The following is a 23,319-nucleotide window of genomic DNA, read 5'->3' on the forward strand; positions in this document are numbered from 1 at the left end:
TTTGTTTGTGGTGAGATAAGTCACGGCGCAGATCAAGTGTGGGAGGGGGCTTGCTCCCGATAACGGTGGTTCAGTTAATGATGTGCTGACTGATGCTCCGCAATCGGGGGCAAGCCCCCTCTCACATGAGTCCGGCGGTGTTCTTCAGGGCTTTGTACGGGTCTCATGCATCCGCGCCAACTGCCGTTCCAGCATCGATGGATACGGCTCCATCAAGCGCTCCACACAACTGGCGCCTTCTGGGCTGGCAATGGGGCGAATACGCGCGCGTTGGCGAATCAGCGTGTCTTCGCTGATCTTGCGCTCCACCAGCAGGAGATTGCGGCTGTGTTGGGACAGGGCCAGCGCATCCTGGGCGATCTCGGTCAGTAGCAGGTCGATCTGGCTCATGCCAAACAGGTCGTCACCCACCGTCAGGCCCAGTTGCAGTTGCAAGGTGATGCCGCTGTCGGCCACTTCGATCTGCAATTCATGGCCCAGGGCGCGCAGCAGCTCGCCGCAGCAGATGGCGTTGGTCAGGTAGTCTTCGCCGCTGTCTTCGCTGTGGAACAGCATCAACGTGCTGCCGTCGTTCAGGGTGTGCAGCTCGCTTTGATAGAGCGAGGCGGCCTGGTCGAGGCAATCGCGGTAGCGTTCCAGTAATTCGGTCAGGCGGGCGCGGGGCAGGCGGCGCAGTTGGTCCTGGGCGCCCAATTGCACGGCCAGTACGGCGCTGTGCTGGGGCTCGGCGTTCTTCGCTGGCACGGGCTTGGGCGCAACGGCGGTGTTGGCCGAGGTGTCGCGCAGGTCGGCGAATGGGTCTTCGTCGTCCAGCTCGTCTTCTTCGGCCCGGATCACATGGCGTGGCGCTGGTTTCAGGCCGGCTACCGGAGGGCGCTCGTCAAAGCCCGGGTCGCGCAGGTCGTGTACTTCGAACTCGGGTTCGTCGTCGAACTCGGGCTCGGGTTCAATCTCGCGTACCACCGGTTCCGGAGCGAAGCTGGCATGAAGTTGGCGCGCAAGGTCGCCGATTTCGTCCTGGCGATCGGTGGCCGGGGTATGTTCGTCGATATCCCGCAGCCAGATGCGCAGTTGCATCAGTGGCGTCGAGATATGCCGCCCCAGGCGCAGGCTCAAGGCCAGGGCCAGGGCCAGCAGGATCGCGCTGAGGATGCCCATGCTTTGCAGGCTGATGGTCATCGGCTGCTGGAATTGCTGCATGTCCAGGCTGATGCGCAATTGACCCGCCTTCACATCCTGGAACGTGATATTGCTCTGGTACAAGCCTTCGGCTTCGCCCAGCAGGCCGTTTTTCGGGCGTTGCCCGGCTTCGGCCATGATGCGGTTGTCCACGCTGTAGATGGCGGCGTGGGCGACCAACGGGTTCTTGGTCAGGTTGTTGAGCAGCACGTTGAGGCTGAGGATGTCGTTGGACACCAGCAGTTCGGTCGCCGAGGTGGCGGTCTGGGTGGTCAGGCTTTCGCCCAACGCATCGGCTTGCTCATGCATGGCCTGTTTGAACTGCAAACCCATCACGCAGGCGTAGATCACCAGGGCCAGGGCGACCAGGATCACGTTATGGCTGGCGATGCGTAATGCGATCGGTACACGGCGGTGGCGCAGTGCCCGGAAGATCAGCAGGAAGAAGTTGTCGGTTTTTACTGGCGTGGGCCGGTTCACTTGAGCTCGGCTCTTAGTCCGTGAAGTTGACGCGCAGTATAGCGACAGGCCCAAGACCGGCAAAGCGCTGGCTGTGCCCGGTGGTCACTGAAAGTGGGTAGAATGCGGTTTTTTTCCAGCCTGGGGGTGCGCTTTGCGCGAAATTGTCCTGATCAACATCACCGGCGAAGACCGACCGGGTCTTACCGCGGCCATTACCGGCGTTCTGGCCCAAGGTGGTGTAAACATTCTCGACATCGGCCAGGCGGTGATCCACGACACCCTGTCGTTCGGCATCCTGGTGGAAATCCCGAGCACCGAGCAGGCGTCTTCCGTGCTCAAGGACATTCTGTTTACGGCATACAAGCTGGATCAACAGGTACGGTTCACCCCGGTGTCCGAAGAGGATTACCAGCACTGGGTGGCCGGCCAGGGCAAGAAACGCCATATCGTTACCTTGTTGACCCGCAAAGTGACCGCCGAGCAGTTGCAGCGCGTCAGCTCGATCACCGCGCAGTTTGGGTTGAACATCGACCATATCGACCGTCTGTCAGGTCGTATGCCACTGGACACCCCGGCCGACAAGGGCAAGGGCTGCATCGAGTTTTCCGTGCGCGGCGAACCGGCAGACCCGCAGGCCCTGCGCGCTGAATTCCTCAGCGTGGCCCAGGAGCTGAACGTCGATATCGCCTTCCAGGAGGACTCGCTGTTCCGCCGCAACCGCCGCCTGGCGGTGTTCGACATGGACTCGACGCTGATCGAAGCCGAAGTCATCGACGAACTGGCCAAGGCAGCCGGTGTGGGTGAGCAAGTTTCTGAAATCACCGAGCGCGCGATGGCCGGTGAGCTGGACTTCCGCGCCAGCTTCAAGGAGCGCCTGGCGTTGCTCAAGGGGCTGGATGTGAGCGTGCTGGACTCCATCGGCGCTTCCCTGCGCCTGACCGAAGGTGCCGAAACCCTGTTCGCCGAGCTCAAGCGCCTGGGTTACAAGACCGCGATCCTGTCCGGTGGCTTTACCTACTTCGCCAAGCAATTGCAGGCCAAGTTGGGCATCGACTATGTGTTCGCCAACGAACTGGAAGTGGTCGACGGCAAGGTGACTGGCGTGGCGGTGGAGCCGATTGTCGACGCACAGCGCAAGGCCGACCTGCTGAAGGAGCTGGCCCACAAGGAAGGTTTGCGTCTGGAGCAGACCATTGCGGTGGGCGACGGTGCGAATGACCTGCCGATGCTGGCAATTGCCGGTTTGGGTGTGGCGTTCCGTGCCAAACCCCTGGTCAAGCAATCGGCCAAGCAGGCGATTTCGACCTTGGGGCTGGATGGTGTGCTGTATCTGCTGGGCTTTCGCGACCGCGACGGTCAGCTCTAATCCGAAGTCACTGTAGGAATACAGTCAACATGTGGGAGGGGGCTTGCCCCCGATGACGGTGGAACAGCCAATATACCTGTGGCTGGACTACCGCTATCGGGGGCAAGCCCCCTCCCACATTGGATCTCTGCAGGTTTTGAATCAGGCTTTCGGCAGTGCGATGCCCTGGCCCATCTGCACCGGCGAACCGGCCACCAGTTCCTCAGCCCACTTCACCTGATCCGGCCCGAACAGCACGATCGCGGTGGAGCCCAACTTGAAGCGACCCAGCTCCGCACCCTTCTCCAGGTGAATCGGCGCGCGTGCAGCTTCGTCATAGCGGAAGGTTTTCAGCTCGCGCTTGGGCGGCGTGACCAGCCCGGCCCACACGGTTTCAATCGAGGCGACGATCATCGCGCCGACCAACACCACGGCCATCGGGCCGCGTTCGGTGTCAAACAGGCAGACCACACGCTCGTTACGGGCAAACAGTTCCGGCACGTTTTCGGCGGTGGTCTGGTTGACCGAGAAAATCCGCCCAGGCACGTAGATCATTTCGCGCAGGGTACCGGCCAGCGGCATATGCACGCGGTGGTAGTCCTTCGGCGACAGGTAGATGGTGGCAAAATCACCGCCCATGAAAGGCGCTGCCACGGCAGCATCGCCGCCCAGCAACTCCAGCACGCTGAAGCTGTGGCCCTTGGCCTGGAATACCCGGCCATGCTCGATCGGGCCGAGCTGGCTGACCGCACCATCAGCCGGGCTCAGTACGGCGCCAGGGGTCGGGTCCAGTGGGCGCGCGCCGTCTTTCAAGGCGCGGGTGAAGAAGGCGTTGAAGTGCTCGTAGGCGGTCACGTCTTCCACCAGGGCTTGGGACATGTCCACTTGATAGCGCTTGGCAAACCACGTGGTGAAGGCATTCTTGAACCAGCGTACGCGGCACTCGGCAATGCAGCCGGCCAGCCGCGACAGCAGGTGATGCGGCAGCAAGTACTGGCTGAGGATAAACAACTGCTTTTTCATTAACTGTCCTTAAACCTTAAATCTCAACGGGGGTGTCGGGGTGGTTGCCCCATTCGCCCCAGGAACCGGCATAACCTTTGACTCGCGGATAACCGAGCGCCTTGGCCACCAGGTAGGTGAAGCCAGAGCGGTGGTGAGTCTGGCAGTGGGTGATGATTTCTTTATCGGGGGTCAGCCCGAGGCTTTCGAGGATCTGCGGCATGTCGCGGCGGATGCGCAGGTTGCGTGCCTTGTCCATGCCGGCGGTCCATTCGAAGTTCACAGCGCCGGGGATGTGGCCCCCCTTGGCGGCGAGGACTTTCTCGCCGGAATACTCCAGCGGGCCGCGTGCGTCCCAGATACCCAGGTCCGCCGCGCCGAGGCGGCTTTGCAGGTATTCGCGGGTTGCGGTGGGGCCCTCGTGCAGCGTGAGGCTGACGGGGCCACCGAGGGGGGCGGGTACGTCGGTGGACACTGGGTGCTGTTCAGCCAGCCAGGCCAGCAGGCCGCCATCGAGGTAGTGGTATTTCTGATGGCCGATCACGTCGAGCATCCAGATAAAACGGCCAGCCCAGCCACCGCCTTCGTCGTCGTAGACCACGTAGGTTGCGTCCGGGGTGTGGCCCAGTTCGCCGAACAGTTTTTCCAGGTCGGCTTTGTTGGGCAGCAGGCCGGGTGCCGGCGGCTGGCCCAGTTGGGTGCGCTTGGGGTCAACGAAATGCGCGCCGGGGATATGCCCTTCGGCGTAGCGGGCGGCACTGGTGAGATCCACCAGAATCAGGTGTTCGGCATCAAGGCGACCGAGCAGGTCGCTGGATTCGATCACCAGCGGCAAGCCAGAGAAGTCAGGCATGTGAGGTCTCCTGGGCACAAATGTTGGCGATAAAGGACCGCGATTGTAGCGCAAGCATCAGGCGCTGCGGTTGGTAAAGCTGTGCAGGGCTTTCTCGATGCACTGGGCGGTTTTGCCGAAGGCCTGCACGGTGGTTTCCGAAAATGGCCCGCCGCCCTGGTCGGCCACCATCAACATCACCACGCGGCCATTGCAGCTCAGCGAACGCAGCAACAGGTGTTCCCCGGTGAACAGGCGACGCAGGATCGGCGGCAACAGGGCCGAGAACTGTGCGTGGTTGTCGGGCGTCAGGCGCACCTGGGCGGATTTTTCCAGCATGCGTTGCAGCAGCGTGCTGTTGACCACATCCAGGCTCAGGTTCGCGGCGTCCTTCGGCAGGCCATCGGCCTGATGCACGCGCAAGGTGCTCAGGGCGCGATCCGCCATAAACAGCAACACTCGTTGCATGCCACTGGCGACCAGCGCTTCCTTGGCGCACGTGGTCAAGTGCATGGCATTGGCAAAGCGGCTCGGCTCCACCAGCAACTCCGTGCAACGCTTGCGCCAGATGGCCAGGGACTCTGCGGTAGGCGGCGGCGCGGGCAGCAGGCCGCGATGGATCTTCTGCACATTCCATGGCCAGATCAGCGACAGCGCCGGGTGCCAAAGGTCGGGCATCAACGTCGTACGGGCGCTGGTGACGGCTTGCTGGTGGGACTGTTGCTGTACTTCGCTCAATGGCTGTTGCAGGTACAGGGCCGTGAGGTACTGCCAGCGTTTGGTGTGCGGGCAGGTCCATGATTCTTGCGCCGACATCGCCAGACCGTTGGCCAGCAGCACGGTATTGGCGGGTTGGTTCAACCAGCGGCGCAGGCTGGGGTCGGCATCGAGCAATTGCTGATGGCGCAGCGGGTCATCTTCCCGGGCGATGTGCAATGCCTTGACCAGCAGGCGTTGTTCCTTCAGCAGCAGGTTATAACCCTGGGACACCCAGATGGGCAGGTGCCAGGTTTCAGTCAGGCCGAGGCACAGGTCCAGCAGGCGGACGCCAAATAACTCCTGTTCAACCTGACGTGCCGACTGGCCTTTGTGGATAACTCGCAGTTCCCACTCTTCCAGGAGCTTGGGGTAGGCAACCGCCATCGGCCACAGCGGCGATAGAAACAGCAAGCTGCCCCAGTGAATGTCTTGCCACAGCCGCGCCAGGCGGCTGGCGAACAGGCCGTTGGCCTGCTGGGAAGCGTGTTGGCTCACCAGCAGCAGTTGGCGCAAGGCGACGGGAATCTCATTGGCAGGCACTGAAGGCAGGCGCGCGAGCAACTCTTCGGCGCGTTTGAGGCCGAGGCGGTTGAGCGCCACTTCGAGGTTTTCCGCCGGTTCCGCCAGGCTGCCATGGGTGTGGCTGTTGGCTTCGCGCATCACGCTGAGCACCAGCGCGGGGCTGTCTTGCATCAGTTCGGCAATATCTCGCAACGAACTGCGGCTGTCGCGGATGGCTTTGCACACGCGCTCGTGGTTCGCCTGGGGAACGGGCAGCCGCACTTCGTCCAGACGCTTGATCCAAGCAGCGAGGGTGGTGGGTTTTACAGTGGGTACGGTCGTTTCATTAGCCATGATTGGGGCGCGATCATCACTTGCGGTCAACACGCCCAGAGCGGGCCGAACTGGCTTTTCGCCTTAACGGCCTATAGTCTGGCGCAGTTTTGCCGATAAGTAGAACAAGAGTTTTGCAGTTCCTCCAAATATGTCCATGAACCTCACGGCGCAAGTACACATCCCCTATGGCTAAAATAATCGGCATCATCGTCGTCATCGCAAGCGTGCTCGGTGGGTACGTCCTGTCCCACGGTAAGATCGCTGCGTTGATCCAGCCCTTTGAAGTGCTGATTATTGGTGGTGCGGCGTTCGGCGCATTCTTGCAGGCCAACCCCGGCTACATGACCATGCATGTGATCAAGAAGTCGCTGGGCATGTTCAGCTCGCGCTTTTCCCACACCTTCTACCTGGAAGTGCTGGGGCTGATCTACGAGATCCTCAACAAGAGCCGCCGTGAAGGCATGATGGCCATCGAAGGCGACATCGAAGATGCCGCGGCCAGCCCGATTTTCGCCAAGTACCCGGCCGTGCTCAAAGATGAGCGCATGACCGCGTATATCTGCGACTACCTGCGCATCATGTCCTCGGGCAACATGGCGCCCCATGAGCTGGAAGGCCTGTTCGACATGGAGCTGTTCAGCCTCAAGGAAGAGCTGGAGCATCCTTCCCACGCGGTGACCGGTGTTGCCGACGGTATGCCTGGTTTCGGTATAGTCGCGGCGGTACTGGGTATCGTGGTAACCATGGCGTCCCTCGGCGAGGGCGACCAGAAAGCTATCGGCATGCACGTAGGTGCGGCGCTCGTGGGTACCTTCTTCGGTATTCTTGCGGCCTATGGTTTCTTCGGCCCGCTCGCCACCTCCCTGGCCCACGATGCCAAGGAAGAAATCAATCTGTATGAAGCGATCAAGGCCAGCCTGGTCGCTTCTGCATCGGGCATGCCGCCTTCGCTGGCGGTGGAATTCGGTCGCAAGGTGCTGTACCCGAAACATCGCCCGAGTTTTGCCGAGTTGGAACAAGCGGTTCGCGGTCGCTAAGCCATGGAAAACAACCAGCCGATAATCATCAAGCGCGTCAAGCGCTTCGCCGCGGGGCACCATGGTGGCGCCTGGAAAATCGCCTTCGCCGACTTCGCGACGGCGATGATGGCGTTCTTCCTGGTGCTGTGGCTGATGTCCACGGCCACGCCCGAGCAGAAGATCGCCATCGCCGGTTACTTCAAGGACCCTATTGGCTTCTCGGAAAGTGGCACCCCCTTTGTAATCGACCTTGGCGGTTCGCCGCAGTTGGCGCCTGAGCGCACCATCAACCCGGAGGTCAAGACCGAGGCGCCCCAGGAAAAAATTCCGATCGAGCGCGATACCGTCGAGAGCATGGCTGAGCAGGTCGAGCAGGAACGCCTTGAATTGCTGCTGCAGGAATTGCAGACCAAGGTCGAGGAAAACCCTCAACTGCTGAAGTTCAAGGATCAGATTTCCTTCGAGATTACCCCGGAAGGCTTGCGTATCCAGATCACTGACGCCGCGAACCGGCCGATGTTCGACTCCGGCAGCGCGCGCTTGAAGCCGTATTTCGAAGATATCCTGCTGGCCATGGCCGACACCATCAAGGCCGTGCCGAACAAGATCAGTATCAGCGGCCACACCGATGCCAAGCCGTATGCGGGGCAGGGCGACTTTGGCAACTGGGAGCTTTCGGCCAACCGTGCCAACGCTGCTCGCCGTGCACTGGTGGCCGGCAGCTACCCGGACGCGCAAGTGGCACGAGTGGTCGGCTTTGCCTCTTCCCAATTGTTTGATCCGAAAGACCCGTTCAACCCGATCAATCGCCGCATCGATATCGTTGTGCTGACTAAAAAGGCCCAGCGAGCGATTGAAGGTGATCAGCCACCGCCGCCGCCGACATCCGGCGCAGGCGCGCCAGGTGAAACCCCGGCCGATCCGAATGCGATTGCGCCGGGGCAGGAGCCATTGCCGGCGCATGAGCTGCGGCAGAAGCTGAACCTGTTTGATGACGGCGGGGTGAAGGATCCTACGGTGCCTGCGACGGGCTCGTAGTCACACCGGATGTTTGTGGTGAGCGAGCCTGTTGTGGGGGAGGGTGCGGGCTTGTTGTGGGATGCGGGCGTGCCCTGATGCCTGTCAGTTAAGGCGGAACACTGTAACTGTGGCGAGCGGGCTTGCCCCGCGTTGGGCTGCGAAGCAGCCCCAGAACCCGCCGCAGAGGAGTGCCTGATACTCCGCATTCCGATTGATTGGGGCCGCTTCGCAACCCAACGCGGGGCAAGCCCGCTCGCCACGACAGGCTTGCTCGCCAGATATTGCGTGGGGTGGTCTAGTAACTGCTTTCGGGCAAGCTCGCAATAATCGACCGATAGCTGTTCATCCGCTGCTGCTGCACGCGGCCATCCTCCAGCGCCTTGAGCAAGGCGCAACCGGGTTCGCGGTCGTGTTTGCAATCGCGGAAGCGGCAAGTGCCGATCAGGTCGTTGAATTCGATAAAGCCGGCTTCTACATCGCTGCGGCTGACGTGGCCGAGGCCGAATTCTCGAATACCTGGGGAGTCGATCAGCTCACCGCCGCCGGGGAAGTGGAACAATCGCGCGGTGGTGGTGGTGTGGGTGCCCTGGCCGGACAGTTCCGACAGCGGGCCGACACGGGTGTCGACTTCCGGTAGCAGGCTGTTGACCAGCGATGACTTGCCCACGCCGGACTGGCCGACAAACACGCTGATACGCCCATTCAACTGCTGTTGCAGCTGTTCCATGCCGTTGCCGTGATGCGCCGAGACTTCCAGCACCGGGTAACCCAGGGTGCGGTAGACCGCCAGCAACGCATTGAGCGCCGGAGCGTTCTGCTCGTCGATCAGGTCGAATTTGTTCAGCAGCAGCAACGGACGAATGCCGGCATGTTCGGCCGCCACCAGGTAGCGGTCGATCAGGTTGGCATGAGGCTCGGGCAGCGGCGCGAACACGATCACGATCATGTCGACGTTGGCCGCTACCGGCTTGAGCTGGCCACGGCTGTCGGGGCGACGCAATTCGGTGGTACGTGGCAACTGGGCGACGATCACGCCGATACCCTGGTTGCCGGCACGCCAGACCACTTTGTCGCCAGTGACCAGTGCCGGCAGGTTGGCGCGCAGGTGGCAACGGGAAACCGAACCTGCGAATTCGCCCTCCAGCGCCTCGACTTCGACCTGCACACCAAAGTGTGCGATCACCAGGCCGGTTTGTTCGGGGCCCAGGTCGCCGCCCTCGAGCGCTTCCACGGCGGAGGATTCACGTTTGGCGGCGCGAGCGGCGCGTTCACCTTGAATCTTTTCGATGCGCCAGTTTTGGCGACGATTGAGCTGGCGTTTGGCCATTGGTGTTCCGTGTCGATAATGCGAAGGTTGGGTAAAACGGTCGCGAGTCTAGCACGCCCCTGCCTGCTAAACTGCGCAGCTACGCCAAGGTGCCAAGAGAATCAAGCCATGCAAAACCCACAAAACCTGATTTGGATCGATCTGGAAATGACCGGTCTGAACCCCGACACCGACGTCATCATCGAGATGGCGACGATTGTCACCGACAGCAACCTCAACACCTTGGCCGAAGGTCCGGTGATCGCCATCCACCACAGCGATGCCGTACTCGCCACCATGGACGAGTGGAATACTCGTACCCACGGCAACTCGGGTCTGACCCAGCGCGTGCGTGACAGCCGCATCAGCATGGCTGAGGCTGAGGCCGAAACCATCGCTTTCCTGGAGCAGTGGGTGCCGAAGGGCAAGTCGCCGATCTGCGGCAATAGCATCTGCCAGGACCGTCGCTTCCTTTATACCCATATGAAGGCGCTGGAAAGCTACTTCCACTACCGCAACCTGGATGTGTCGACCCTCAAGGAGCTGGCGGCACGCTGGGCGCCGGAAGTCAAAGACAGCTTCCATAAAGGCAGCACCCACCTGGCGCTGGATGATATTCGCGAGTCGATCGCCGAGCTGCAGCATTACCGCAAGCATTTCATCAAGGCTTGAAGAGCCGGCGCCTTCGCGGGCACGCCTGCTCCCACATTCGTTCCGCGTTCGTCATGGCGACTCGGTCAAGAGCGGGAGGGGGCTTGCCCCGATGGCAGGCAACTCGATTTATCGCCAAGCGCCCCCTTTTGGTGCCATCAGCAAATGATTAGACTGCCGGCCTCTTTGCAAGGATCGCCCTCATGTTGCTGATGCTCTACCTCATTGCCATTACTGCCGAAGCCATGACCGGCGCCTTGTCTGCCGGTCGGCGCGGCATGGATTGGTTTGGTGTGGTGCTGATCGCCTGTGTGACGGCGCTGGGTGGCGGTTCGGTGCGCGATGTATTGCTCGGTCACTACCCGCTGACGTGGGTCAAGCACCCGGAGTACCTGGTGCTGACCTCGGTTGCCGCGTTGGTGACGATCTTTATCGCGCCGCTGATGCGCCACCTGCGGTCGCTGTTCCTGGCGCTGGATGCGGTGGGGCTGGTGGCCTTCACCCTGATCGGCTGCATGACCGCCCTGGAAATGGGCCATGGCATGTTGGTGGCTTCAGTCAGCGGCGTGATCACCGGGGTTTTTGGCGGCATTCTGCGGGATATCTTCTGCAACGATATCCCGCTCATCTTTCGTCGCGAGCTGTACGCCAGTGTGTCGTTCCTCGCCGCTTGGTTCTACCTGCTGTGCCTCTACCTGGAGCTGCCCAGTGAACAAGCGATTCTGCTGACGTTGTTCAGCGGCTTTCTGCTGCGGTTGCTGGCTATCCGTTTTCACTGGGAAATGCCCAAGTTCGTCTATAACGACGACGTGCATTGACGCTCGGCGTGCTGCTTGAGTGCCCACTCCACATGTTCACGCACCAGCTCCGAGGGGTAATCGCGGCGCGCCTTCAAGGCTTCCAGCACCGGAATGCTCGACGGCGCATTGCCCAGGCCCACCGCCAGGTTGCGCAGCCAGCGCTCATAGCCGGCGCGGCGCAACGGTGAACCTTCGGTGCTGCTCAGGAATGTGTCCTCGTCCCACATGAACAGCTCGGCCAGCTCTGCGTTGTCCAGATTGTGCCGTGGCTTGAAATCGCCCTCCGTGGTGGGGCGCGCGAAACGATTCCACGGGCAAACGATCTGACAATCATCGCAGCCGAATACCCGGTTGCCGATCAGTGGGCGCAAGTCTTCTGGGATGGCGCTCTTGAGTTCGATGGTCAGGTAGGAAATGCAGCGCCGGGCATCCAACACGTAAGGGCCGACGAAGGCGTTGGTGGGGCAGATGTCCAGGCACGCGGTGCAGCGGCCGCAGTGTTCGGTGCTGTGCGGCGGATCAACCGGCAATGGCAGGTCGACAAACAGTTCGCTCAGGAAGAAATAACTGCCGGCCTTGCGATTGAGTACCAGGGTATTTTTGCCGATCCAGCCCAGGCCAGCCTGTTCGGCGATGGCTTTTTCCAGCACCGGTGCGCTGTCGACAAAGGCGCGAAAGCCAAATGGGCCGATTTGTGCCTGAATACGGTCAGCCAACTGCTGGACGCGTTTGCGGATCAGCTTGTGGTAGTCGCGGCCGAGGGCGTAGCGCGAGATGTAGGCTTTTTCCGGTTTGGCCAGCAGTTGTGCCATCTGGGTATCGCCGGGCAGGTAATCCATGCGTAGCGAGACCACGCGCAAGGTTCCGGGCACCAGTTCGTCCGGGTGGGATCGCTTGCTGCCATGGGCGCCCATGTACTCCATCTCGCCGTGGTAACCCGCGTCGAGCCAGCGTTGCAGGTGTTGTTCATGCTCGGCCAGGTCGAGGCCGCTGATGCCGACTTGTTGGAAGCCCAGCTCGCGGCCCCAGTCTTTGATCGATTGGGCGAGGGCGGGCAGGTCGTAGGTAATAGCAGGCATGAGACACGGGAAACCACGGGTTAGATGGGTATAATTCTGCCAGACATCGGAGCTTGAAGACGCATGCCGCAGACAAAACACGCAATAACCGACGTTCAGCCCCTGTTGCCCGGCCATTTGCCGCAACTGGCTGCACGTTCTCCGGACGCCCATAAGGGCCAGTTCGGCCACCTGCTGGTCATCGGTGGCGACCACGGCTTTGGCGGCGCCGCGTTGCTGAGCAGCGAAAGCGCCTTGCGCAGCGGTGCCGGCATGGTTTCCCTGGCGACTCGCGTCGAGCATGTGCCGGCTGCCTTGGCGCGCTTGCCGGAAGTCATGACCGTTGGGGTGAGTTCGGCCAACCAACTGATGGGCTTGCTGGAAAAAATCTCGGTCATCGTCATTGGTCCGGGCCTGGGCGGTGCCGCCTGGGGCAAAAGCCTGTTATCGGTCGCCGCCAACGCCAAACAGCCACAAGTCTGGGATGCCGATGCCTTGAATCAGCTGGCGACCGGCCGCGTAGCGCTTCCGGCTGACTGCGTGATCACCCCGCATCCCGGCGAAGCGGCGCGTTTGTTGGGGATATCGACAGCCGAGGTTCAGGCGGATCGTCTTAAGGTGGCGCGCGCGTTGAGTCAGAAATTCAATGCAGTGGCTATCCTCAAGGGGGCTGGCAGTTTGATCGCCAGCCCGGATGGGCGCGTTTCCCGGTGTGACCAGGGCCACCCGGCCATGGCGACGGCCGGGCTCGGCGATGTGTTGGCCGGCCTGGTGGGCGCACTGCTTGCCCAGGGGATGCCAGCCTTTGACGCCAGTTGCCTGGCCGTGTGGTTGCACGCGACGGCGGGAGATCGCCAGGGCACCTTGGGTCGCGGGTTGGCTGCCAGTGACCTGATACCTGCCATTCGTCAATTGTTGGAGGAGCAGTCGCCGTGCCTGAAGTAAACCGTTTCCTGGCCGATGAAGAGGCCATGGTGCAGTTCGGCCATTGCCTTGCACGGGTCACGAAGGGGGCGGGGCTGATCTTTCTCGAAGGTGACCTGGGGGCGGGCAAGACTACGCTGTCCCGGGGGATTATTCGCGGGTTGGGCCACGAGGGGGCGGTGAAAAGTCCGACCTTTACCCTGGTCGAACCTTATGAGATCGGGGCGATAAGAGCCTTCCACTTCGATCTCTATCGCCTGGTGGACCCTGAGGAGCTGGAGTACATGGGCATCCGTGACTACTTCGACGAAGATGCGTTGTGCCTGATCGAGTGGCCAGATAAAGGCACAGGCTTTTTGCCAAAGCCGGACCTGACCATTACCATTACGCCGCATGAGCATGGACGTCTGCTGAAGTTGTTGCCCCAGAGCGCGCGCGGTGAGTCGTGGTGCGCCGCTCTGGCATTGGAATTCAAATAATTGGTGGGGTTAGGTATGCGCTTTCGCGCGTTGGTTGCTGTCGTAGGGGTGTTGCTTGCGGCAATGACTGTCAATGCTCTGGCTGCTTCACAGGTGAAGAGTGTTCGCCTGTGGCGAGCGCCGGATAACACGCGACTGGTGTTCGACCTGTCTGGCCCTGTCCAGCACAGCGTCTTTACCCTGACGGCGCCTGATCGCCTGGTGATCGATATCAACGGTGCGACCCTGGCCGCGCCGTTGAAAGTCTCCACCGCCAATACGCCGATTACCGCCATGCGCTCGGCCCAACGTACGCCGACCGACCTGCGTGTAGTGATCGACCTGAAAAAGGTCGTGACCCCGAAAAGCTTCTCCCTGGCACCCAACGCCCAGTACGGCAACCGGCTGGTGGTCGACCTGTTCGACAATGCCGCCGATGCTGCACCGCCGCCTGCGCCGACGCCGAGCGTGGCGACCGTGCCGGCGGTGCCGGTCAATCCGTCGCAACCACAGGTTAAATTGCCACCGCCACCTCCTGCCCCGGCGGGCAAGCGCGACATTATTGTCGTGATTGATGCCGGCCATGGCGGTGAAGACCCGGGCGCCTCCGGTTCACGCGGCCAGCATGAAAAAGACGTGGTACTGGCTATCGCCCGCGAGTTGCAGCGCCAGGTCAACGGCATGAAAGGCTATCGCGCCGAGCTGACCCGTACCGGCGACTACTTCATCCCGCTGCGCGGTCGTACCGAAATCGCCCGCAAGAAAGGCGCCGACCTGTTCGTGTCGATCCACGCCGATGCCGCACCTTCGGCTGCCGCCTTCGGCGCCTCGGTGTTTGCCCTGTCGGATCGCGGCGCCACCTCCGAGACCGCCCGCTGGCTGGCCGACAGTGAAAACCGCTCCGACTTGATCGGTGGTGCCGGCAACGTGTCCCTCGATGACAAGGACAAGATGCTCGCCGGTGTGCTGCTCGACCTGTCGATGACCGCTTCATTGACCTCCAGCCTGAACGTCGGCCAGAAAGTCCTGAGCAACATCGGCCGCGTGACCTCGCTGCACAAGCAGCGTGTGGAGCAGGCCGGATTCATGGTGCTGAAGTCGCCGGACATTCCATCGATCCTGGTGGAAACCGGGTTCATCTCCAACTCCAACGAAGCCTCCAAGCTGGCCAGCGCCAGCCACCAGCAGGCGTTGGCACGCTCCATCAGTGCCGGCGTGCGTCAGTTCTTCCAGCAGAACCCGCCACCGGGCACCTACATCGCCTGGCTGCGCGACTCCGGGAAAATCGCCCAGGGCCCGCGTGACCATCGCGTGCAGCCTGGCGACACCCTGGCCATGCTGGCTGTCCGCTTCCAGGTGTCGGCCGCGACCTTGCGCAGCGCCAACAACCTGAAGACCGATGAGTTGAAAGTCGGCCAGGTGTTGACCATCCCTGGCACTGAATTGGCGGCACAGTAATGAGTGAATCAATCTTGCACAGCGGATCGCGCATCGAGCTGCTCAGCCCACGCCTTGCCAACCAGATTGCCGCGGGTGAGGTGGTCGAGCGGCCCGCCTCGGTTATCAAGGAACTGCTGGAAAACAGCATCGATTCCGGCGCCAAGCGCATCGATGTCGACGTGGAGCAGGGTGGTGTCAAGCTGCTGCGGGTTCGCGACGATGGCAGCGGTATCTCCGCGGACGACCTGCCGCTGGCCCTGGCCCGTCACGCCACCAGCAAGATTCGTGACCTGGAAGACCTTGAGCGGGTGATGAGCCTGGGCTTTCGCGGTGAGGCCCTGGCCTCCATCAGCTCCGTGGCCCGCCTGACCCTGACTTCCCGCACCCGCAGCGCCGACCAGGCCTGGCAGGTGGAAACCGAAGGCCGCGACATGGCGCCTCGGGTCCAGCCGGCGGCACACCCGGTGGGCACTTCGGTAGAGGTGCGCGACCTGTTCTTCAACACTCCGGCGCGGCGCAAATTCCTCAAGGCTGAAAAAACCGAATTCGATCACCTGCAAGAAGTCATCAAGCGCCTGGCCCTGGCGCGTTTCGACGTGGCGTTTCATTTGCGTCATAACGGTAAGACCATCCTCAGCCTGCACGAAGCCAATGACGACGCTGCACGTGCTCGCCGGGTAGCGGCGGTGTGCGGTGCGGGGTTCCTGGAGCAGGCGTTGCCGATTGAAATCGAACGCAATGGCCTGCGCCTGTGGGGTTGGGTGGGGTTGCCGACCTTCTCCCGCAGCCAGGCGGACTTGCAGTATTTCTTTGTGAACGGTCGGGCCGTACGCGACAAACTGGTGGCCCATGCGGTGCGCCAGGCCTATCGCGATGTGCTGTTCAATGGGCGGCACCCGACCTTTGTGCTGTTTTTCGAGGTCGACCCTGCGGTGGTCGACGTCAATGTGCATCCGACTAAACACGAAGTGCGTTTCCGTGACGGCCGCATGGTGCATGACTTCCTCTACGGCACCTTGCACCGCGCCCTGGGCGATGTGCGCCCGGATGACCAGTTGTCGGCACCGATTGTCACGGCGGTGGTCCGGCCCAGCGGCCCGCAAGCCGGTGAGTTCGGCCCCCAGGAGGAAATGAGCCTGGCGGGTAACCTGTTGCAATCGCCGCAACCGCAGCCGACTTATTCGGCGCCGGGTTCCGGTTCCGGGGCGGGTTACCAGTATCAATACACCCCACGTCCGCAATCTGCCGTGCCGGTGGCCGAGGCCCAGGCGGCCTACCGTGAGTTCTTTGCGCCGCTGCCGGGGGCTGAGCCTGGTGCGGTCGCCTTGCCGGAAGGCGGGGGGGATATTCCTCCGCTGGGCTACGCATTGGCACAGCTCAAAGGCATCTACATCCTCGCGGAAAATGCCCATGGCCTGGTGCTGGTCGACATGCACGCCGCCCATGAGCGGATCATGTACGAGCGCTTGAAGATCGCCATGGCCAGCGAAGGCCTCAGTGGCCAGCCGCTGTTGGTGCCGGAGTCTCTGGCAGTCAGCCAGCGCGAGGCCGATTGCGCCGAAGAACACCACAGCGTGTTCCAGAAACTGGGCTTCGAATTGCAGCGCCTGGGCCCGGAAACCCTGGCGATCCGCCAGATTCCCGCGCTGCTCAAGCAGGCCGAGGCCAACCGGCTGGTAGCCGATGTACTGGCAGACCTGATGGAGTACGGCACCAGTGATCGTATCCAGGCACACATCAACGAACTGCTCGGCACCATGGCCTGCCACGGCGCTATCCGCGCCAATCGCCGCCTGGCCTTGCCGGAAATGAACGGCCTGCTGCGCGACATGGAAAATACCGAGCGCAGTGGCCAGTGCAATCATGGCCGACCGACCTGGACCCAGATGGGCCTGGACGACCTGGACAAACTGTTCTTGCGCGGTCGTTGATGAGTGCCTTGCCCCCCGCGATCTTCCTGATGGGCCCGACGGCCGCAGGCAAGACCGACCTGGCCATCGAGCTGACCAAGGTGCTGCCCTGCGAGCTGATCAGTGTTGACTCTGCGCTGGTTTATCGGGACATGGACATCGGCACCGCCAAGCCTTCCAAGCAGATGCTGGCGCAATATCCGCACCGATTGATCGACATCATCGACCCGGCCGAGAGCTATTCCGCCGCGGATTTTCGCGCTGATGCGCTGACGGCGATGGCCGATATCACTGCGCGCGGCAATATCCCACTGCTGGTGGGCGGCACGATGCTCTACTACAAGGCATTGCAGGAAGGGTTGGCCGATATGCCGCCCGCCGACGCCCAGGTGCGCGCGGAGCTTGAGGAGCAGGCTGCACGCCTTGGCTGGCAAGCCCTGCATGATCAGTTGGCGGCTGTCGATCCGGTGTCCGCCGCTCGTATTCACCCCAATGACCCTCAGCGGCTCAGTCGGGCCCTGGAAGTCTGGCGTGTGAGCGGCCAGACCATGACCGAGCATCGGCAGCGACAATCTGCGCAAAGTGCTGACGCAGGCGCATCGGGGCAGTCACAATTGCCCTATACTGTGGCGAATCTGGCCATCGCTCCGGCAAATCGCCAGGTGCTGCATGAACGAATTGCACAAAGATTCACAATTATGTTGGAACAGGGGTTTGTGGAGGAGGTCGTAGCACTGCGTTCAAGAGGTGACCTGCATCCAGGGTTGCCTTCGATACGTGCTGTAGGCTACCGCCAAGTCTGGGATCATCTGGATGGCAAGCTGACGTCAGCTGAGATGCAGGAGCGCGGCATCATTGCCACGCGCCAATTGGCGAAGCGCCAGTTCACCTGGCTGCGCAGCTGGAGCGATTTGCACTGGTTGGACAGCCTGGACAGCGACAATCTGTCACGCGCCTTGAAATACCTGGGAACGGTCTCCATATTGAGCTGAGTCCTTGCAATTGCCGTCTATCCTTGGGGGTGTGACGGCCATAAGCTATCTATTTTCCGATTTTTTATTATTGATCCTTAAAGGAGTGCGGCACATGTCAAAAGGGCATTCGCTACAAGACCCTTACTTGAATACTTTACGTAAAGAGAAAGTGGGGGTTTCCATCTATCTGGTCAACGGTATCAAGCTGCAAGGCACGATCGAGTCGTTCGACCAGTTCGTGATCCTGCTGAAAAACACCGTCAGCCAGATGGTTTACAAGCACGCTATCTCGACAGTGGTTCCAGTTCGTCCAATCCGTCTGCCTAGCGCAGCGGGTGATGATGCAGCTGACGCTGAGCCAGGTAACGCCTGATAGGAGTCTCCTTTGTTCTTTGAGCGCCACGGTGGTGGTGAACGAGTGATCCTCGTTCACTTGGATGGACAGGACCCTGAGGCGCGCGAAGATCCGCAGGAGTTTCAGGAGTTGGCAAATTCGGCCGGCGCCGAGACCGTTGCGTTTTTTAACGTGCCGCGTCATCGGCCAACCGCCAAATTCCTGATTGGCAGCGGCAAGGTCGAGGAACTGCGCGACCTGGTCCATGCTCAAGAAGCCGATCTGGTGATCTTCAATCACATCCTCACGCCTAGTCAGGAACGTAACCTCGAACGTGTCTTCGAGTGTCGCGTGATCGACCGCACCGGCCTGATCCTCGATATTTTCGCCCAACGCGCCCGTACCCATGAAGGCAAGCTCCAGGTTGAACTGGCCCAGCTTGATCACATGAGTACCCGACTGGTGCGTGGCTGGACTCACCTTGAGCGCCAGGGTGGCGGTATCGGCATGCGTGGCCCGGGTGAGACCCAGCTCGAAACCGACCGGCGTCTGTTGCGGGTTCGCCTGCGCCAGATCAAGGGCCGGCTGGAAAAAGTCCGCAGCCAGCGCGAGCAGTCGCGACGTGGCCGTTCTCGGGCCGATATCCCTACCGTTTCCCTGGTGGGCTATACCAACGCCGGTAAATCCACGCTGTTCAACAACGTGACGAAATCGGACGTGTACGCGGCCGACCAACTGTTCGCGACCCTCGATCCGACCCTGCGTCGCCTGGAATTGGCTGACCTGGGGCCGATTGTCCTGGCCGATACCGTGGGTTTCATTCGTCACCTGCCCCACAAGCTGGTCGAGGCATTTCGGTCTACGCTCGAGGAATCGAGCAATTCCGACCTGTTGTTGCACGTGATCGATGCGGCCGAACCGGATCGCATGCTGCAGATTGAACAGGTGATGGTAGTGCTGGGCGAGATTGGCGCCCAGGACTTGCCGATCCTCGAGGTCTATAACAAACTCGATTTGCTTGAAGGCGTTGAGCCACAAATCCAACGCGATGAAGATGGCAAGCCCCAGCGGGTCTGGCTGTCGGCACGTGATGGCAGTGGCCTGGAATTGCTTGAACAAGCCATTGCCGAGTTGCTGGGCAACGATTTGTTTGTCGGCACCTTGCGCTTGCCGCAACGTTTTGCTCGACTGCGTGCACAGTTTTTCGAATTGGGCGCGGTACAGAAAGAAGAACACGACGAAGAAGGGGTCAGCTTGCTGGCCGTTCGATTGCCGCGCTCGGAACTCAATCGGCTGGTCAGCCGCGAGGGTGTCGTACCGACCGAGTTCATCGAACAACACACTTTGCAATAAAAGCCTGAGAAAGCGGTTGTGCCGCGGTAGCAGGCATTCTGTAGCATTGGTCGGCGCGCCGTGGGTGCGTCTTTGCTTTATCAGATGGAGAGCGCTATGGCTTGGAATGAGCCGGGTGGCAACTCGAATAATCAGGATCCTTGGGGTGGAAAGCGCCGCAATAATGGCGACCGCAAGGGGCCACCGGATCTCGACGAGGCCTTCCGAAAGCTGCAGGAAAGCCTGAATGGGTTGTTCGGTGGTGGGAAAAAACGTGGTGGTGACGAAGGCGGTCGCCCAAGCAAGGGTGGCGGCTACGGCCTGCTGGGCCTGGGTCTTGTCGTGCTGGCGGCCGTATGGCTGTACAGCGCGGTCTACGTGGTGGACGAGCAGGAACAGGCCGTGGTGCTGCGTTTCGGCAAGTACTACGAGACAGTCGGCCCTGGCCTGAACATCTACTTCCCGCCGATCGACAAGAAGTACATGGAGAACGTCACGCGTGAGCGTGCCTACACCAAGCAGGGCCAGATGCTGACCGAAGACGAGAACATCGTCGAAGTGCCGCTGACCGTGCAGTACAAGATCAGCAACCTGCAGGACTTCGTGCTGAACGTTGATCAGCCGGAAATCAGCCTGCAACACGCGACCGAAAGCGCGCTGCGCCACGTGGTGGGGTCGACCGCCATGGACCAGGTGCTGACCGAAGGTCGTGAATTGATGGCCAGCGAGATCAAGGAGCGCCTGCAACGGTTCCTCGACACCTATCGCACCGGTATCACCGTGACCCAGGTGAACGTACAGAGCGCAGCGGCACCGCGCGAAGTGCAGGAAGCCTTTGATGACGTGATCCGCGCCCGTGAAGACGAGCAGCGTTCGCGCAACCAGGCTGAAACCTACGCCAACGGCGTCGTGCCGGAAGCTCGCGGTCAGGCCCAGCGCATCCTCGAGGATGCGAACGGTTACCGCGACGAAGTGGTCTCCCGTGCCAAGGGTGAGGCGGATCGCTTTACCAAGCTGGTCGCCGAGTACCGCAAGGCCCCGGAAGTCACGCGTGAACGTCTGTACCTGGACACCATGCAGGAAGTCTTCAGCAACACCAGCAAGGTTCTCGTGACCGGCAGCAAGGGTGGGCAGAACAACCTGCTGTACCTGCCGCTGGACAAGATGATCGAAGGTGGTCGTAGTAGCACCAGCGCACCGTCCACCGGTTCCAATGCCGCTGCCAACGAAGCGAGCGCCCGTGCGGCCGCTGACTTGCTGCAACAGCAAACACGTACCAGGGAGAGTCGTTGATGAGCAATAAATCGCTGACCGCCCTGATTGTGGGCGTCGTCGTGGTCATCGCTGCCTGGAACTGCTTCTACATCGTGGCTCAGACCGAGCGTGCGGTGCTGCTGCAATTCGGTCGCGTGGTCCAGGCGGATGTCCAGCCGGGCCTGCATGTGAAAGTCCCCTACGTCAATCAGGTGCGCAAGTTCGACGCGCGCCTGATGACCCTGGATGCTCCCACACAGCGCTTCCTGACCCTGGAAAAGAAAGCCGTGATGGTAGACGCCTACGCCAAGTGGCGCGTCAAGGATGCCGAGCGCTTCTACACCGCGACCTCCGGCCTCAAGCAGATTGCCGACGAGCGTTTGTCGCGCCGCCTGGAATCGGGCCTGCGTGACCAGTTTGGTAAACGCACCCTGCACGAGGTGGTATCCGGTGAACGTGATGCGCTGATGGCGGATATCACCCGTTCGCTGAACACGATGGCAGAAAAAGAGCTGGGCATTGAAGTTGTCGATGTTCGGGTCAAGGCCATCGACCTGCCGAAGGAAGTCAACCGCAGCGTGTTCGAGCGGATGAGCACAGAGCGTGAGCGTGAGGCTCGTGAGCACCGTGCCAAGGGTAACGAGTTGGCTGAAGGTATCCGTGCGGATGCCGACCGTCAGCGTCGCGTACTATTGGCAGAGGCCTATCGTGAGTCTGAAGAGGCCCGTGGTGATGGCGATGCTCAAGCGGCGGCGATCTACGCCAAGGCTTACGGCCAGGACCAGGAGTTCTACGCGTTCTACCGCAGCCTGCGTGCCTACCGTGAAAGCTTCGCGAACAAAACCGACGTCATGGTGCTGGACCCAAGCAGCGACTTCTTCCGCTACCTGGAAAAGTCCAAGTAACCAGCCTGTGATTCTGCAGGGCTCACTTCCGTCGGGCGGCTAAAACGCCTGGCGGGGTGATCCTTTCAGAAAACGGGTGTATGATGCGGCAGCCGGGAAATTCCCGGCTTTTTTGCGTCTGCATGTTTGATTCGGCAGGCGTGACAGGTTTTTCGAGGAAAGTGCCCGACGAGGCCGCTTGCAGGTCGTTCGTCACGTCGCTCTTGCGCGTGGTTTATGCAGGGGGCGGGTATTTTCTGCTTCACTCAAGGCTCGGCCGAGGGCTGGCCGCCCGGATCATAGGGGAATGGCGTAATGGCAACGGTAGACCGCTGGCTGCTGCCAGATGGCATCGAAGAAGTACTGCCACCAGAAGCTGCGCGCATTGAAGTAGCGCGTCGCCAGGTGTTGGATCTGTTCCAGAGCTGGGGTTACGAGTTTGTCGTGACCCCCCATATCGAGTACCTGGAATCCCTGCTGACCGGCGCGGGCCAGGACTTGGATCTGCGCACCTTCAAGGTTATCGATCCGCAATCGGGCCGGCAGATGGGCTTTCGTGCCGACATCACGCCGCAAGTGGCGCGCATCGATGCGCACACCCTGCGCCGCGAAGGCCCGAGCCGCCTGTGCTACGCCGGCAGCGTGCTGCATGCTCAACCGCGTGCCTTGTCGTCTTCCCGTAGCCCGATCCAGTTGGGCGCCGAGTTGTATGGCGACGCCAGCCCGAGCAGTGACGTGGAAGTGATCAGCTTGATGCTGGCCATGTTGCAACTGGCTGACGTGCCGGATGTCCACATGGACCTGGGGCACGTCGGCATCTATCGTGGCCTGGCCCGTGCCGCCGGTTTGTCCGGCGAAGTCGAGCAACAGTTGTTCGATGCCCTGCAGCGCAAGGCCATCGATGAAGTCATCGCCCTCACCGAGGGTGTGCCTGCCGATCTGGCCGGCATGCTGCGTGCGCTGGTTGGCCTGTGCGGCGGCCGTGAAGTACTGGCGGCTGCGCGTGAACGCCTGGCCCATGCGCCAGCGCCGGTATTGGCTGCGCTGGATGATGTGGTCGCCATTGCCGACCAGCTGTCGGCGCGGTTCCCGCAGGTGCCGTTGTACTTTGATCTGGGCGAGTTGCGTGGCTATCACTACCACACCGGTGTGGTGTTCGCGGTGTTTGTGCCGGGTGTTGGCCAGGCCATCGCCCAGGGTGGTCGCTACGACGACATCGGTGCCGACTTCGGTCGTGCGCGTCCGGCCACTGGCTTTTCCACTGATTTGAAAACCCTGGTGACCCTGGGGCGTGCTGAGGTCGAGCTGCCGTCTGGTGGCATTTGGATGCCCGACAGTACGGACGCAGCACTCTGGCAGCAGGTTTGCCAGTTGCGCAGTGAGGGTCAGCGTGTCGTTCAGGCCTTGCCTGGGCAGCCATTGGCCGCCGCCCGTGAAGCGGACTGCGACCGGCAATTGATTCTGCAGAACGGGCTTTGGCAAGTATCGCCACTGGCTTCTTGAGTTTTCCTGCCGGCCATCGCCGGCACCAAGTTTGCG

General features: G+C 61.4%; 21 protein-coding genes. 15 read left to right on the top strand and 6 right to left on the bottom strand.

Features of this window, described 5'->3' with window-relative positions:
- Positions 1-144: 144 nt before the first annotated feature.
- The gene (locus tag ACODSV_RS09745; RefSeq protein ID WP_150056371.1) at positions 145-1,659 is read right to left on the bottom strand and encodes an AhpA/YtjB family protein; all 1,515 of its coding nucleotides are present in this window, start codon (positions 1,657-1,659) and stop codon (positions 145-147) included.
- 133 nt (positions 1,660-1,792) lie between these two features.
- On the opposite strand from ACODSV_RS09745, the gene serB reads away from it, so the two are divergent.
- Positions 1,793-3,007: a phosphoserine phosphatase SerB gene (gene serB, locus ACODSV_RS09750; RefSeq protein WP_069075145.1), complete on the top strand. Its 1,215-nt coding sequence runs from the start codon at positions 1,793-1,795 to the stop codon at positions 3,005-3,007.
- Positions 3,008-3,148: 141 nt separating this feature from the next.
- On the opposite strand, the gene asd is transcribed toward serB, so the two are convergent.
- From asd to ACODSV_RS09765, 3 genes are read right to left on the bottom strand one after another with little or no spacing between them, the layout of a single operon-like run.
- Complete coding sequence (gene asd / locus ACODSV_RS09755; protein ID WP_150055795.1) at positions 3,149-4,009, bottom strand: archaetidylserine decarboxylase; 861 nt, start codon at positions 4,007-4,009, stop codon at positions 3,149-3,151.
- Positions 4,010-4,025: 16 nt separating this feature from the next.
- Positions 4,026-4,841: a rhodanese-like domain-containing protein gene (locus ACODSV_RS09760; protein ID WP_150055794.1), complete on the bottom strand. Its 816-nt coding sequence runs from the start codon at positions 4,839-4,841 to the stop codon at positions 4,026-4,028.
- Between the two features lie 57 nt (positions 4,842-4,898).
- Positions 4,899-6,434 carry an HDOD domain-containing protein gene (locus ACODSV_RS09765; RefSeq protein WP_150095348.1) on the bottom strand — a complete coding sequence of 512 codons (1,536 nt, stop codon included), beginning with the start codon at positions 6,432-6,434 and terminating at the stop codon, positions 4,899-4,901.
- Positions 6,435-6,601: 167 nt separating this feature from the next.
- Between ACODSV_RS09765 and motA the strand changes: the two genes are divergently transcribed.
- Complete coding sequence (gene motA, locus ACODSV_RS09770; protein WP_024073071.1) at positions 6,602-7,453, top strand: flagellar motor stator protein MotA; 852 nt, start codon at positions 6,602-6,604, stop codon at positions 7,451-7,453.
- Between the two features lie 3 nt (positions 7,454-7,456).
- Complete coding sequence (gene motB / locus ACODSV_RS09775; RefSeq protein ID WP_024073072.1) at positions 7,457-8,473, top strand: flagellar motor protein MotB; 1,017 nt, start codon at positions 7,457-7,459, stop codon at positions 8,471-8,473.
- A gap of 277 nt (positions 8,474-8,750) precedes the next feature.
- Here the strand turns inward: motB and rsgA are convergent, their stop codons facing one another.
- Positions 8,751-9,782: a small ribosomal subunit biogenesis GTPase RsgA gene (gene rsgA, locus ACODSV_RS09780; RefSeq protein ID WP_024073073.1), complete on the bottom strand. Its 1,032-nt coding sequence runs from the start codon at positions 9,780-9,782 to the stop codon at positions 8,751-8,753.
- Between the two features lie 108 nt (positions 9,783-9,890).
- On the opposite strand from rsgA, the gene orn reads away from it, so the two are divergent.
- Positions 9,891-10,433 carry an oligoribonuclease gene (orn, locus tag ACODSV_RS09785; protein ID WP_024073074.1) on the top strand — a complete coding sequence of 181 codons (543 nt, stop codon included), beginning with the start codon at positions 9,891-9,893 and terminating at the stop codon, positions 10,431-10,433.
- Between the two features lie 182 nt (positions 10,434-10,615).
- Complete coding sequence (locus ACODSV_RS09790; protein WP_012721908.1) at positions 10,616-11,230, top strand: trimeric intracellular cation channel family protein; 615 nt, start codon at positions 10,616-10,618, stop codon at positions 11,228-11,230.
- Here ACODSV_RS09790 and queG read toward each other — a convergent pair.
- Positions 11,209-12,291, bottom strand: a complete 1,083-nt coding sequence (queG, locus tag ACODSV_RS09795; RefSeq protein ID WP_024073075.1) for a tRNA epoxyqueuosine(34) reductase QueG — start codon at positions 12,289-12,291, stop codon at positions 11,209-11,211. The genes ACODSV_RS09790 and queG overlap by 22 nt on opposite strands.
- A gap of 63 nt (positions 12,292-12,354) precedes the next feature.
- Between queG and ACODSV_RS09800 the strand changes: the two genes are divergently transcribed.
- The 10 genes from ACODSV_RS09800 (at position 12,355) to ACODSV_RS09845 (ending at position 23,283) form a co-directional block, all read left to right on the top strand.
- Positions 12,355-13,215 (top strand): NAD(P)H-hydrate dehydratase, encoded by an 861-nt coding sequence (locus ACODSV_RS09800; protein WP_024073076.1) that lies wholly within the window; start codon positions 12,355-12,357, stop codon positions 13,213-13,215.
- Positions 13,203-13,673, top strand: a complete 471-nt coding sequence (gene tsaE / locus ACODSV_RS09805) for a tRNA (adenosine(37)-N6)-threonylcarbamoyltransferase complex ATPase subunit type 1 TsaE (RefSeq protein WP_024073077.1) — start codon at positions 13,203-13,205, stop codon at positions 13,671-13,673. Before ACODSV_RS09800 ends, tsaE begins: the two co-directional genes overlap by 13 nt.
- A gap of 15 nt (positions 13,674-13,688) precedes the next feature.
- On the top strand, positions 13,689-15,110 hold the full coding sequence (locus tag ACODSV_RS09810; RefSeq protein WP_034105712.1) for an N-acetylmuramoyl-L-alanine amidase: 1,422 nt from the start codon (positions 13,689-13,691) through the stop codon (positions 15,108-15,110).
- A complete protein-coding gene (mutL, locus tag ACODSV_RS09815) occupies positions 15,110-17,023 on the top strand; it encodes a DNA mismatch repair endonuclease MutL (protein ID WP_150053710.1) in 1,914 nt (637 codons plus the stop codon). Before ACODSV_RS09810 ends, mutL begins: the two co-directional genes overlap by 1 nt.
- A complete protein-coding gene (gene miaA, locus ACODSV_RS09820) occupies positions 17,023-17,994 on the top strand; it encodes a tRNA (adenosine(37)-N6)-dimethylallyltransferase MiaA (RefSeq protein ID WP_150095227.1) in 972 nt (323 codons plus the stop codon). The genes mutL and miaA overlap by 1 nt, the downstream gene beginning before the upstream one ends.
- Positions 17,995-18,088: 94 nt before the next feature.
- The gene (gene hfq, locus ACODSV_RS09825) at positions 18,089-18,349 is read left to right on the top strand and encodes an RNA chaperone Hfq (RefSeq protein ID WP_003171355.1); all 261 of its coding nucleotides are present in this window, start codon (positions 18,089-18,091) and stop codon (positions 18,347-18,349) included.
- Between the two features lie 12 nt (positions 18,350-18,361).
- Positions 18,362-19,663, top strand: a complete 1,302-nt coding sequence (gene hflX, locus ACODSV_RS09830) for a ribosome rescue GTPase HflX (protein ID WP_024073081.1) — start codon at positions 18,362-18,364, stop codon at positions 19,661-19,663.
- Between the two features lie 96 nt (positions 19,664-19,759).
- Positions 19,760-20,935, top strand: a complete 1,176-nt coding sequence (hflK, locus tag ACODSV_RS09835) for an FtsH protease activity modulator HflK (protein WP_024073082.1) — start codon at positions 19,760-19,762, stop codon at positions 20,933-20,935.
- On the top strand, positions 20,935-21,801 hold the full coding sequence (gene hflC, locus ACODSV_RS09840) for a protease modulator HflC (protein WP_010213607.1): 867 nt from the start codon (positions 20,935-20,937) through the stop codon (positions 21,799-21,801). Before hflK ends, hflC begins: the two co-directional genes overlap by 1 nt.
- 294 nt (positions 21,802-22,095) lie before the next feature.
- Positions 22,096-23,283, top strand: coding sequence for an ATP phosphoribosyltransferase regulatory subunit (locus tag ACODSV_RS09845; protein WP_024073083.1), 1,188 nt, complete (start codon positions 22,096-22,098; stop codon positions 23,281-23,283).
- Positions 23,284-23,319: the final 36 nt, after the last annotated feature.

The sequence above is a fragment of the Pseudomonas sp. FG86 genome (assembly GCF_057808775.1).